The following is a 13,483-nucleotide window of genomic DNA, read 5'->3' on the forward strand; positions in this document are numbered from 1 at the left end:
TTCCTCCCACAAATACTTGACTCAGACGAAGCATTCATTGTTTATGTTACAATTAAAAATATTACAGAAAGGGGGATATCAATGTTTGAAATAAAGCCATTACAAGGAGAAAAGCAAGAAATCTATCCTAGAATTCTAGAGCAAGATAAATCTTTGATTGAGGATGAAAAGGATTGGTTGGTTAATTTAGCAAATACATCCTCGCTTTTATATCATTTCTTGGATCATGTGAACTGGGTTGGATTTTATCTATATAAGGAAGAACATTTGTACTTGGATCCTTACAGGGAAAACCGGCTTGCACCAGAATTCAAATAGGTAAAGGGGTCTGTGGGACAGCGGCAGAAAAGAGGGAGACCCAGGTTGTCGTTGACGTAAACCAATTCCCAGGCCATATTGCTTGCGATGCTACTTCTTAATCGGAAATTGTTGTACCTATTATCAATCAAGGGAATTTGATTGGTGTACTTGATACAGATAGATTTTACTTAGAAAAGGTTGTCGAACTGTTAGTGGAACAATGCGATTGGGATAAATAATCTGCTGTTTTCATTCTCCGAGCAACTCCCATAGCTAAAAGAATAAACACAAAGGTAGCAATAATAACACCCTTCCAACCAAAGGGTTGCCAAATATAGCCTAAAAGAGTACTACCAATACTTGCCCCTAAATAATAGGATAAGAGATACAAGGCTGAAGCACTTGCTTTAGCTTTTTTTGCGTGATGACTTACCCAACTACTTGAGGCTGCATGAGTAAAGAAAAAGCCAAAAACAAGAACGACAAGACCAATTAAGATCAGAGGTAATTGTGGGAAAAGCATAAGCACAAGCCCAATAAAGATGATCACTAAACCAAGAAAGATCCGAACAGGAATCGTCAGCTTTCCTTCCAATTTTCCTGAATAGGTTGAGCTAAATGTCCCTGCAAGATAAGAGATAAACAAAAATCCAATGACTGTTGTTGAAAGAAAATAAGGAGCCTGACTTAAATAAAATCCAATATAGTTAAAAACACCCATAAAAATAAAATAAATAATACCAGCTATATAATAAGCTTGGCGAAGAATTGGATTTTGCCAATGGGAAATAAGTTCTTTCATTGCCTCATTGATTAAAAAGGGCTTTCGTTGAAAATGATTAGAATCGGGGAGAAATATTAGAAATAATATAAAACTAATGAGGCCAATTATACCCATAACTAGATAAGAATATCTCCATCCCCAAAGGTCAGCGATAAACCCACTGATTATTCTTCCGCCCATTCCTCCAATCGTATTGCCACTGATATAAATACCAATTACTGCACTAATACTTAGATGGTCAAATTCCTCGCCAATATAAGCATAAGCAATGGCGGGTAAACTGGCCAAAAAGATTCCTTGAACCGCACGTAGGAATAATAACACGAAAAAGTTAGGTGCGAAGAAAATAAGAATGGATAAAATAGAAGATGCTATTAATCCGAAAGACATGATATTTTTACGCCCCATAGCATCAGAAATCGGTCCAAATACTAAAAGGAAAACACTTAGTGTTAAAATTGTAAGCGAAATAGATAAGCTAGCTGTTGCAGGTGACACACCGAATTCTCTAGAAAATAAAGGGAGAAGTGGTTGTGACATATGAAGATTTGAAAAAATAAGAAAGGCACCTATACTTAATGCAAAAGTTGCCTTCCAGAAACCAGGGGCTCCCATCTGTAAATACTGCTGTCTATCCATGATCCGTTCAACTCCTTATAGTATTATTATAGAAGGAATCAAGTAAAAGATAAACAAAACATTTGAATATTCTGGATATAATAAACTAAATTAACCCCTGCTAATGTTAATATCGTTCATTGTTCTCTACTCCTATTACCATCCTTGTTATTTCCTCTTGTTTTTCATTTTTAATAATTCCCTTAAATAGAAGAGTAAAGGCGGAATTGAAAACTTCATGAAAGGGGATCTTGTGCGTATTAAGGAATTGTGGATGGATGATCTGTTCGATAATGGCAAATAGCATTTTCGAAATCACTTTGGTGTTGATCTCTTCCCGAATATATTCTTCCTTTTCGTTCTCTAATAAGTTTGCAATTTGATTTAGAAGATCATGCCGAAAGCCATCAATCGTTTGCCAAACCTCCGGATAAAGGGATGGCAACTCTTCAATGATTGAAGGACTAATGGGAAAGAAAGGAGTTTCTTCTTCGTTTAAAGAGTAGTTGGTTTGTGGCCTTATCATTTTCTTAAACTGTTGGATAATTCGAAGCAAAATGACCATCGGTGGCACTTTTTCCCGAAGTCCTTTTTCAAATATTCCAAAAAAGACCTGACGATTAGACATAAAAATTTGTAAAAGTAAATCTTCTTTGTTTCTAAAATACTTATAGAAGGTTTTTTTGAAATTTTTAATTCTTGACAGATTTGTTCAATGGCCGTATTTTTTATTCCTTGTTGAATAAAAAATTCCCATGCTTTGATTTTAATCTTTTTTGAATAATCCAAATCATACCCCCTTTCTCTTATCTATTTTATTCGATTTTCTTACGGAATTTAAGGATTGCAACAGTACAAATGAAAATGGCAAAAATAGATAGAATAAGCGTTTCTTTCCAAAGATATTCTAATCCAATCCCCTTTAAAAAAATACCACGAAGGATCTCTAGAAAATAAGTTAAAGGGATCACACCGCCAATCCATTGGATCACTACAGGCATTGTTTCTCGAGGGAAAATAAAACCAGATAGCAATACACTAGGTAAAATAAATGCAAAAGAAATTTGCATAGCTTGTAATTGGGTTTTGGAAATGGTTGAGATTAGCATACCAATCGCTAAGGTTGTGGTCAAAAATAGTAAGCTTAATCCGATCAAAAGTAGAACACTTCCTTTGACAGGAACACCGAACCAATAGACCCCTGTTGCTAAGACGATACTAAAGGAGAAAATCCCAATCCCTACATAGGGAAGTAGCTTGCCGATAATTAGCTCTAATGGACGAATTGGCGTTACGACCAATTGTTCCATGGTCCCTCGTTCCTTTTCTCTGACTAGAGAAAAAGCGGTTAGAATGGCTATGACATTTTGCATGATCAGGCCAATTAAGGCAGGGATGTTAAAAATCAGGCTTTCCATATTGGGATTATATAAAACTCTTGGAAGTAATTCGATTGGTTGATTGATCCCTAAACCACCCTGTTTTTCCAAAAAGCTTTGTTGAATTACAAGGTCTTTGTACTGTATAACCAGTTGAGCATTACTTAAAGCGGTTCTTGCTGCATTAGGCTCTGAACCATCAATCAACATCTGAACCTTTGCTGTTTGTTTTTGGTCAAGGGAATGACTGTAATCAGGTGGTATTACTAAACCGGCTCTAATCTTTCCTTGATCCATTAGATCTTGTAATTCTTTATAGCTATTCACATTCCAATTGATATCGTAATAGGTCGTATTGACAAGTTCTTGAATCAGCTGTCTACTTTGCTGACTTTTATCTTGATCCCATACAGCAGTGGAAATATGACCTACATCTGTGTTGACTGCATAACCAAATAATAAGAGCATGAAGAGCGGCATCATGATAGCAATAACTAAGCTTGGTGGATCCCTTCGGATTTGTAACATTTCTTTTTTTACAATTGCCATAAATCTAGAAAAGCTAAATCGTTTAAGATTCATTTGTTGCATGGTTCACCACTCCATTCTGCTGAGCCTTGTTGACAAGTTGAATAAATAAATCGTCTAAGCTTTCTAAGCCAGCTTGTTTCTTTAATTCACTGGGTTTGCCATGAACCAATAAATGTCCAAAATAGATAAATCCGATATAATCACAAGTTTCTGCCTCATCCATGTAATGGGTACTAACAAGAATCGTAATTCCTTGGTTGGCCAATTGGTGAATGACATCCCAGAAGATTCTTCTTGATACGGGGTCAACACCAGCAGTGGGTTCATCGAGAATCAGAACATCAGGTTGATGTAGCATTGCACAAGCGAGGGCTAATCGTTGTTTCCAGCCACCAGATAATGAACCAGCTAATTGTTTTTCTCTCCCTGTCAAACCAGCCATTTCGATCAATTCAGTCTTTCTTTTTTTTGCCGTTTCTCCATAGATTCCATAAATACCAGCATAAAAATCAAGGTTTTCAATGACTGTTAATTCTTCATAAAGACTAAATTTTTGTGACATATATCCAATCCGATGCTTAATCCGTTCCGTGTCCTTAATGATATCATAGCCAAGAACCGTTCCATGTCCAGATGTTGGGGTAATTAGTCCGCATAGCATTCGAATAGTTGTTGATTTTCCAGAGCCGTTTGGACCAAGAAAGCCATAGATCGAACCTTTAGGAATTTCCATACTGACTTGATTGACAGCAGTTAAGGAACCAAACTTTTTGGTAAGTTGGGTACAGGAAATGGCAATTTCCATTATAGATCCTCCTCTGACTGGAAGGTAATATCTGCAGGCATTCCTGGTTTTAATTGATCAAACCCATTGGTCGTTTCAATCGTTACAGCGAAAACCATTTTCGTCCGTTCATCAGGTGTTTGCACATTTTTAGGAGTGAATTCAGCTTTATCTGAGATATGGACGATTTTTCCTTCATAGGATTGGTCAGGAAATGCATCAACCTTGATTGCAACCTTTTGCCCAATTTTGACTTGATTGAGATTGGTTTCAGGTACATAGACCTTAATATTTAATTTTTTTGGATTTAAAAGGGTAAATATTTGCGAGTTAGGCTTTAGGATTTCTCCTTGAGAAACATTTTTTCTTAAAACGATTCCATCAATTGGAGAATTAATCGTGGCCTTTTCCAGTTGAATGAGAACTTGTTCTTTTTTGGCGATAGCTTGCTGCCAAAGTTGGTATAAACGCGAAACCGTGTAAGATGATGCTCCTTCTTGTTGTAAGCTTAACTTAGCTTCAGCAATTTTCTTCTTAGCTTCAACAGCTTGAAGCTGAACCTGTAAAGCTTCTTTATCCTTTTGCTCAGCTAAATATTGAGCTTTGATTGAAATAAGTTGATCATTTAAGGTATTAACCTTCGCTTCCGCCTGATTGACGATCTCCTGTTGGGCTTTAAGCTGGTCTTCAGATATCGCTCCTTGTTGAAAAAGGGAGGTTTTTTTTGTAATTGTTCTTTTTGATAGGCAAGTGTTTTTTGGGCAGCAGCTAAGGAATGGGAGGTTTGTTGGATCTGGGATTCGTTTATTTTTAAGAGATCGTCTGCTTTTTTGGTTTGGATCTTGAGCTGTTCCATTTCTGAATCGATCTGTTCTAAGTTGGCAAGAGTTTGTTTAATTTCTTGGTCCCTTGCACCTGCTTTTGCTTCATCCAAAGAGGCCTTTGCTGCCGCGACTCCTGCTTCTGCCTCCTTTAATTGTGCTTTTAAAATGCGATCATCAATTGTAGCTAAAGTTTGATCTTTTTTAACACTTGTTCCCTCATCAACTGATAATGTCTTGATCTGCCCACCTAGTTCTGCTAATACAGGAATTTCTTCGCCTTCAATAGTACCTGAGTAGATATTTTGATTAGTGGAGCAACCTACTAATAATAACAATGAAACAAATAGAAAGCTTAGGAATATCCGAACATTCTTTTTTCCCATGGTTCTTCCTCCTCGAATTGTAACATTTGACGTACATTTTTCTTTCTATCTTTAATTTACGCAATGGAAACGAATATGTCAATAATCGTTTCCAAGGAAATAATAGAAAAGAAGCACGTTATTGAGAAGGAGGATTCTGTTATAAGATATTTAAGGTTATATATAGCGGAAAATAACTCGTTATGAATAATGTTATGTTTTTTTATCTTCTTTTAATTTCCAAAAAAAAGCACTGCTTTTTAGGCAGTGCTTAGAGAAATTATTTACCCAAGAATGCATTTAGCATCCACAGATGTTTTTCTAGACTTTTGGTTATACCAATTAACATGTCTGCAGTAGCATCATCCTTTAGATTGTCTGCGATTTCGATCGCTTGCTTTACTTCTTGAATGATTGTACTAAAATCATTAGCGATATTTTGCACCATTTGCTGCGCAGTTTCATTACCCGATGCTTCAGTAATAGAACTCTGTTGTAAAAAATCCTTCATCATTGCAAGCGGTTTTTCCTTTAATGTCAACAACCGCTCCGCAAGTTCATCAATGTAAGTTGCCACTTCAGTATAGAATTCCTCGAACTTGGTATGTAATTCGTAAAAGTGATCACCTTTTACGAACCAATGATAATGGTGCAGTTTCACATATAAAACACTAAAATTGGCAATTTGCTTGTTTAAGCTGTCAGTTAAAGTGACAGGAGTAGCTGTCGTTTGAGACATTGATTTTACCAACCTTTCTAGAAAAAATGAGTTGTACATTAATAACATTCCCAAACCCGGATACTTTTATGTTTTACTTCCCCAACTTGGATTTTTCTTTTAATCACATACGATTAAGACGGTTGACTAATTTACCAAATAACTTCACTAGTAGCCATTGTTTCTCTTTTGATCTTTCTTATCGAATCGAGTTATGGTTTTTTATCCTATTTTTACGGCAGTCTTTTTTTAAAGATTAAGAAAGTATAACTTTCTTCCATTTGTCATTTAGGGGTTTGTATATTCCATAAGCTGCGACCTTCAGAAGTGCCCTTCTCTCCGTAATCTTTATTCATAGAAGGGCACGGATGACGGAGCGCGATGGAATATACAAACCTTTTCTTATGGAGAAAAAGGAAGATCTCTGATATAATCCTTACAAAAATATAAGAGGAGAGGAGTAAGGACATGCTAAAACTAATTAAAAATGGTAAAGTTCATGCACCAGATTATCTTGAACAGAAGGATATTTTACTTATTGGTGATAAGATTGGTTATATTGCAGAACAGATAGATGAACCTAAGAATTTTGTAGATATTGAAGTGATTGATGCAAGTGGTAAATTAGTTGTTCCAGGTTTTATTGATTCCCATGTACATATTCTTGGTGGAGGTGGTGAAGGAGGGTTTAAAACAAGAACCCCTGAAATTCAACTCACAGATTTGACAAGAGGGGGCGTAACCACTGTTGTTGGTTGTTTAGGGACCGATGGTACCACTCGAAGCATGGCAGGATTATTAGCTAAAGCAAGGGGATTAGAAGAAGAAGGGATCACCACTTTCATCTATACAGGAAATTATGCAGTTCCTGTTCGAACGATAACAGGGAATATTCAGGATGATATCATCATGATTGATAAAGTGATTGGAGTAGGAGAAATCGCCATTTCCGACCACCGGTCTGCCCAACCTACTGTTCAAGAGATTACAAGAATTGCTGCAGAGGCAAGAGTAGGGGGAATCTTGTCAGGAAAAGCAGGGATCGTTAATATCCACGTTGGTAGTGGTTCTAGAAAAGTGGATTTTCTTTTAGATATTGCAGAAAATACGGAGATTCCAATTAAACAATTTGTACCCACTCATATGAATAGAAATCAGGAATTATTTGAGCAAGCCATCTACTATGCGAAAAAGGGAGGAATTGTGGATTTTACCACAAGCTCAATCAAAAAAAGCACTGATCATGGTGAGGTCAAATCTAGCAAAGCGTTAAAAAGAATGCTAGAAGAAAAGATTGACATTCATCAAATTACCTTTACCTCAGATGGACAGGGAAGCCTCCCAGAGTTTGATGAAAATGGGAATTATCTAGGACTGGGAGTAGGAAAGGTCATTTCCTTATATCAAGAAGTGAGGGATGCAGTTTTAGATGAAGGAGTCGCAATAGAAACTGCTATTCGAGTCATTACTTCTAACCCTGCAGATCTTTTAAAATTAAACGGAAAGGGTTATATTAAAGCACAATATGATGCTGATCTAGTATTGCTCAATCAAGATGATTTACAAATCGATACAGTCATCGCAAAAGGCCAAACCATGATCTTACATGGAGATATTTTAGTAAAAGGTACATTTGAAAAATAAAGATTTTAAGGATCCCTGCAAAAGTAATCGGAATAAGCTTCGAAGAAAGTTCGTCACTTTTGTGGGTAAGTTTTTTAAAAACGTATATATGGAGCTTGCCTACAGACACTTGGAATACTACGTTTTAATGCTCCGATCGTTTTGATTCCTCTCTCTTCTAATTGCTCCAAAAAGAACTGGAATAATAGTGCTGTCATTTTTGCATCTCCTAGGGCAGAATGACGATCAATGATTGGGATCTGATACTTTTCTAAGATGACATCAAAGTGATGAGAAGTCCAATCAGGATGTAGGTGATAGGATAGCATCATCGTGTCAATAATCGGATGTAGAAGGCGAGTATTTGCTCCTCTTTTTAATGCAACATCTAGAAAATGCAGATCGAAGTCAGCACAATGGGCGACTAAATACGTATTTTCAGCAAATCGTAAAAAATCAAGAGCAGCTTCGAGAATCTTAGGTTTGTCTTGTAACTCATGATTGTAAATCCCTGTTAACTCTTCAATTTCCTTTGGTACTTCACGTTCTGGGTTTACAAGACAATGAAAGAATTCCTTGATCTCGCCTTCTTTTAGTTTAACAGCGCCAATGGAGATGATTTTATCACCCGCGTAAGGAAAGAAACCAGTGGTTTCTGTATCAAATACGACAAACTCAATCGTTTTTAATTCATCATCAAGGTCGATAATTCGTTTTGTACTTGAGGCTAATCTTCTGATTTCAGCAATGAGATCCTTATCATAGACTTTAGTATCAAACATTTCGCTTGTTTTTCTTCTTCTTTGTAAAAAGCCCACCCTATAATCTCCTTTACAGAAACTAGTTCAAATAAGGGTTAATATCCTCTTAAGTGGGATCCTGGCATCGCACAATGACGGGTCGCTTTGATTTGTAACCAGCGGGCTGTCATCAACGCCTTTTTTAACCTTAAACGTTCCCTTTTTGAAAGTGAATTAGGTTGAATATAATGACTCACTTCCTCACCATTCTTCATCTGTTCTATATTTCTTTTAATCCGAAAAAGCATGATATCATCTAAGGCTTGAGCTATTTCTGCATGTTCATCATTGGTGAATATATCCATTTCATAAAGCTTATCTAGGCGTTCCCATGAATTTAATTCACTAATTTTAAATTTGAGTGCTAATAATCGTAAACTATTAACAATATGAATTAATCCACCATATTTTAGGTCAATGAGACCATGATGTTCACTCTTTTTTGTTTGAAAACGACCAAAGCGATTGATCGCCAATTCAATCGCTGTTTCATCCTCAGCCAAAAAATGTAGAAAAATCGCAGGAATGATGTTTTCCGTGAATAAATATTCCCTTATGGAATCAGCTAGGTGCTTATCTCCGTATATAGGGCGAAAATCAATAAAGATCGTAAAGCGACGGATTAAGTCAGGTGTATTTTTATTTATCCATAGTTGAATCGAATGTTTCCATCCAGATAAGCTGTTTCTCCATTCCTGGTTTGAAGCCATCACACCACCTGTACATTTAGGGAATCCACATTGATATAATCCCTCAACTACTTTTTCGGCTAGTTTTGTAAAATAAGTATCTACTTTAGCTTGGTCTTGTTTAGGCACATCTGCATAAATCAACGCATTATCCTGATCGGTTTGCAGAGTTTGTTCCTTCCTTCCTTCACTCCCTAAACTAAGCCAACAATAAGCGACAGGAGGATAGCCATATCCTTCTTTGTTCATTTCGAATTCAGCGTTCTGGATTAGCTTTTGTGTCATTCGGTCATTGAATTCTGAAACAATCGCACATAGCTCTTTTGCTGTGACATGTTCTTCTAACATATTTTGGATCATGGTGTCCACTTTTTTCTTTACATTGACTATTTCTCTAATGCTATTGGCTTGGTCAAGTTCTTTGATTAGGCTAAAGGTATGATCTGATAAAGATTGGATTAAGTTTTTCATTGTGATCATACCAATGGTCATACCATTGTTAATAATTGGAATATGTTTAATATTATGCTTAATCATTAAATGTAACGCATCAAAATAGAGGGATTGGGGTTCAATACTGATGAGTGGGGATGTCATGATTTTTTCAGCTGTCAGCAGTATTTTGTCACTAGATGGATCTTTCCGTTCATTTGTAAAAGCTTTAATTAAATCCTTTTCAGTGATGATGCCAATAGGCTCATTTAGTTGATTGACGACAATGACTGAGCCGATTTGGTTTTTTAAAATTTTTTCTGATACTTCAATGATCGTTTCATTTAAGTGGCTTGTAATGATAGGAAAGGTCATGAGTTCAACCACTTTTTTCCGATAAGGATTTTTCGAAAGCTTTGGTTGCCCAGAGGTTTCTTTTCCGATTTGAAGATAAAGCTCTCTTAATCGTAAAGTAATCAGCTTTGCGACTTCCTCAGTAAAAGGAGGATGCTCTGCCATCATTTTATCAAAAAAAGAAATAGGGATGAGTAGAAAGCGCGTATGATTCACAGCCCTGATCGTATAGGTAAAACCATCCCCTGACATGGCATGAATCAGTCCGATTACATCGCCTCTTCTATATATTTTTAGAGTGATTTCTTCCTTTGCATCATTTAACAATATATTTTTGGCAATTCCTTCAACCAAAACAAAAATATGCTGAATGTCCTTCTCATTTTGCTGTACAACAACTTGATCATCTGAATAGGTTTTTAGCAATGAGATTTCAATGAGTTCTTTCAATTTTTCTATAGGTAGCAAGTGGAAGGGAGGGGTTTTACTTAGCAGTGGAAATAAATCAAGTTCCATCTTATCAACCTCCAAATCCCATTAGATCAAGTTTATCCTAAAGTAAATTTTTGAACGATTTTTTCTAATGTAGATTTTGCTTTTTTTGTTTTAAGAAGATTTTATTGTTTCATCATAAGGCCTCCGGAAATAGTTACTTTTATGGATTATATTTTATGTTTTAATTCGTCATAAATGAAATAAATTCCTTTAATATAACGAAAAATTTACTTATTTCCTTTTACATAATCCACATTAAACAAGAATAGCCGCATTAACAAAATAAGAGAAGGGATAAGAAGAGTGAGTCCGGCTATAAATCCAATAACCAAGTAAGTTCCCATCGTTTGGTTAACGATCCCATCATAAATCGTTAGATATGGGTACAACAGATAGGGAAGATGGGAAGCACCATAACCGAAAAAGGCAAAAGCGAATTGTAGCATCACCATTAAAAAGGCGATTCCAAACCTTTCTTTGCGGTATAACAAGTAGATGGCAGTTAAAAAAGCAAGTAAACCCAAGAGAAATGCCCAAGCATACCCATATAGCTGGTTAAAATGCCATGCACTTTCTCTTTGTAAGAAAAAGATCATCATAAAGCTGCTAATCATCATTGGTACACTAGAAAAAAGGGCTATTTTCCTTAATACTTCTCTAGCTTCTAGATCTTCTGCCTTGTTTGCGTAGTAGGAAAGAAAGGCTGAACTGATAAACAATACACTAAAGACAGCTAATAAAGCAACAGACCAAGTTAAGGGGCTAGACAATAATGCAGACATATTTAAGGAAATCGTATCCCCTAATTCTGTGATAAAACCACCTTCAGAAATCACAAGCACAGTGGAAAGAGACGCAGGAATCAATAATCCTGTTACCCCATAACTGAATAGAAATAATTGATTGTCCCTTGCGCCATAATTGGCAAAGGCGTAAAAGGATCCGCGAATAGCTAACAAGATTGTGGCAATACTAGCTGGAATAAGTAAAACTGTGCCATAGAAATAGGCAGTGTCAGGGAAAAAACCGACTAATCCTACAAAGAAAAAGACTAAAAAAACATTCGTTACTTCCCAGACAGGTGATAAATAACGGTTAATCACCCCATTGATCAGATGGTCTTTTTTACGCAACTTTCCGTAATAAGAGAAAAAGCCAGCGCCAAAATCAATTGAACCTATGATCATATATCCATATAAAAAGATCCAAAGAACCGTAATTCCAAGTAACTCTAAAGACATCTTCATTCCTCCCTTATTACTGCATAGTTTAAACTTTCTTCCCCTTGTTATTTAGTGTTTCTTACATTATTTTTCATTCAAAGAAATACACGGACAACGGAGCGCATTGGAATATACAAACATTTTTACAGGATAATTCCTCGTTTTTCTAATTCAATCTCAGGTGTGTTCTTTTTGAATAGACGTGTAAGGATATATACAGTAAGGGTACCAAGGATGACATATAGCAAAGCAAAAACAATTAATAATGTTCCAACATTAGTAGCTGTGGTTACTCCTTCAGCTGTTTTCATATACCCTCGTAAAATCCATGGTTGGCGACCAACCTCCGCAAAGATCCATCCTACTTCAATTGCAACAATCGATAAGGGTCCACCTAGTATAATGAGTGCCATCAGCCATTTCTTCCACATAAGCTGAGGTTTCCATTTCCAAAAGAAAAGGAATAGACCAGAAACAAGGGTCAAATAGACTCCTATCATCACCATTAGGTCAAAAAGATAGTGGACATAAAGTGGTGGCCATAAATCTCTGGGGAACTCATTTAATCCAACAACCTCGGCATTTGGATTACCATGAGCCAGAATACTAAGAGCCATCGGTAACTTAATTGCATTTTTAATTTGCAGATCATCGGTTAAAAACCCACCGACTATAAGCTCTGCCTGTTTTCTGGTTTCAAAATGCCACTCAGCCGCAGCTAATTTTTCTGGTTGGTAATCAGCAAGGAATTTACCTGATAGATCACCTATTAAAGCAGTAGCAATTGCAAAGATAAAGCTGGCAATCAAGGTTAATTTCAGCGCTTTTTTATAATATTCATGGTTCCGTCCTTTCAAAAGATAGTAAGCGGTAATCGCTGCTAAAACAAAAGCAGAAGTTAAGTAGGCAGAAGATAGGACATGTGCAACCTTTGTTGGTGTGGCAGGGTTAAACATCGCTTTTAATGGTTCAATATCAGTAATCACACCATTTTGCATTGTAAATCCTTCTGGTGTATTCATAAACGCATTGACCATCGTAATAAATGTTGCTGATAAAGATGAACCAAGGACAACTGGAATAATCAATAGCCAATGATAAATCGGCTTTTTAAAGCGATCCCAGGTATAGAGGTAAATCCCCAGAAAAATCGCTTCTAAGAAAAATGCAAATGTTTCAAGAAATAATGGTAAACTAATCACTTGACCAGCGATTTTCATAAAACTTGGCCACAATAAGGATAATTGCATTCCTATAATCGTACCAGTGACGACGCCAACGGCAACAGTAATCACAAATCCTCTTGCCCAACGACGAGCAAGTAATATATAGTGGACATCATTTCGTTTGATTCCAAGCCATTCAGAAAGCATAATCATAATAGGGACACCAACACCAATGGTGGCGTAAATAATATGAAACCCTAGAGTGAGTCCAGTTAAGATTCGACTCAACATGAGCGTATCCATCATAAAACCATCCTTTACTAACATTCTAATTTTAGATATATTATACTCTATTTTCGCTATTTTAATGTTGTTAAAAGTATAATGAAATATAAGCTATT

General features: G+C 36.3%; 12 protein-coding genes and 1 pseudogene. 2 read left to right on the top strand and 11 right to left on the bottom strand.

Features of this window, described 5'->3' with window-relative positions:
* Nucleotides 1-81: 81 nt before the first annotated feature.
* Nucleotides 82-539 (top strand): annotated as a pseudogene (locus U473_RS00630) (GAF domain-containing protein).
* Here U473_RS00630 and U473_RS00635 read toward each other — a convergent pair.
* The 7 genes from U473_RS00635 to U473_RS00660 all read right to left on the bottom strand — a co-directional run bounded on the left by U473_RS00635 (nt 485) and on the right by U473_RS00660 (nt 6,321).
* A complete protein-coding gene (locus U473_RS00635) occupies nt 485-1,723 on the bottom strand; it encodes an MFS transporter (protein ID WP_082732286.1) in 1,239 nt (412 codons plus the stop codon). The pseudogene U473_RS00630 and the gene U473_RS00635 overlap by 55 nt on opposite strands.
* Before the next feature lie 106 nt (nt 1,724-1,829).
* Nucleotides 1,830-2,276: a hypothetical protein gene (locus tag U473_RS00640; protein WP_153011966.1), complete on the bottom strand. Its 447-nt coding sequence runs from the start codon at nt 2,274-2,276 to the stop codon at nt 1,830-1,832.
* 241 nt (nt 2,277-2,517) lie between these two features.
* Entirely contained in the window at nt 2,518-3,672 is a 1,155-nt protein-coding gene (locus tag U473_RS00645; RefSeq protein WP_201024119.1) for an ABC transporter permease, read from the bottom strand.
* The gene (locus U473_RS00650; protein WP_068722441.1) at nt 3,653-4,417 is read right to left on the bottom strand and encodes an ABC transporter ATP-binding protein; all 765 of its coding nucleotides are present in this window, start codon (nt 4,415-4,417) and stop codon (nt 3,653-3,655) included. Before U473_RS00650 ends, U473_RS00645 begins: the two co-directional genes overlap by 20 nt.
* Nucleotides 4,417-5,127 carry an HlyD family secretion protein gene (locus tag U473_RS15330; protein WP_321164175.1) on the bottom strand — a complete coding sequence of 237 codons (711 nt, stop codon included), beginning with the start codon at nt 5,125-5,127 and terminating at the stop codon, nt 4,417-4,419. Before U473_RS15330 ends, U473_RS00650 begins: the two co-directional genes overlap by 1 nt.
* Nucleotides 5,022-5,603, bottom strand: coding sequence for an HlyD family secretion protein (locus U473_RS15075; RefSeq protein WP_082732288.1), 582 nt, complete (start codon nt 5,601-5,603; stop codon nt 5,022-5,024). The genes U473_RS15330 and U473_RS15075 overlap by 106 nt, the downstream gene beginning before the upstream one ends.
* Nucleotides 5,604-5,862: 259 nt before the next feature.
* The gene (locus tag U473_RS00660; RefSeq protein ID WP_068722443.1) at nt 5,863-6,321 is read right to left on the bottom strand and encodes a Dps family protein; all 459 of its coding nucleotides are present in this window, start codon (nt 6,319-6,321) and stop codon (nt 5,863-5,865) included.
* 447 nt (nt 6,322-6,768) lie between these two features.
* Between U473_RS00660 and iadA the strand changes: the two genes are divergently transcribed.
* Nucleotides 6,769-7,944, top strand: a complete 1,176-nt coding sequence (iadA, locus tag U473_RS00665; protein ID WP_068722445.1) for a beta-aspartyl-peptidase — start codon at nt 6,769-6,771, stop codon at nt 7,942-7,944.
* Between the two features lie 74 nt (nt 7,945-8,018).
* Here iadA and U473_RS00670 read toward each other — a convergent pair whose 3' ends face one another.
* The 4 genes from U473_RS00670 to U473_RS00685 form a co-directional block, all read right to left on the bottom strand.
* A complete protein-coding gene (locus U473_RS00670; RefSeq protein ID WP_068722447.1) occupies nt 8,019-8,741 on the bottom strand; it encodes a 3'-5' exonuclease in 723 nt (240 codons plus the stop codon).
* A 38-nt stretch (nt 8,742-8,779) separates the two neighbouring features.
* Complete coding sequence (locus U473_RS00675; RefSeq protein WP_068722449.1) at nt 8,780-10,714, bottom strand: DUF294 nucleotidyltransferase-like domain-containing protein; 1,935 nt, start codon at nt 10,712-10,714, stop codon at nt 8,780-8,782.
* A 206-nt stretch (nt 10,715-10,920) separates the two neighbouring features.
* The gene (locus U473_RS00680; protein WP_068722451.1) at nt 10,921-11,934 is read right to left on the bottom strand and encodes a cytochrome d ubiquinol oxidase subunit II; all 1,014 of its coding nucleotides are present in this window, start codon (nt 11,932-11,934) and stop codon (nt 10,921-10,923) included.
* Nucleotides 11,935-12,059: 125 nt separating this feature from the next.
* On the bottom strand, nt 12,060-13,385 hold the full coding sequence (locus tag U473_RS00685; protein WP_068722454.1) for a cytochrome ubiquinol oxidase subunit I: 1,326 nt from the start codon (nt 13,383-13,385) through the stop codon (nt 12,060-12,062).
* Nucleotides 13,386-13,483: the final 98 nt, after the last annotated feature.

The organism is Tepidibacillus decaturensis (assembly GCF_001561915.1).
GTDB classification, from domain to species: Bacteria; Bacillota; Bacilli; order Tepidibacillales; family Tepidibacillaceae; genus Tepidibacillus_B; species Tepidibacillus_B infernus.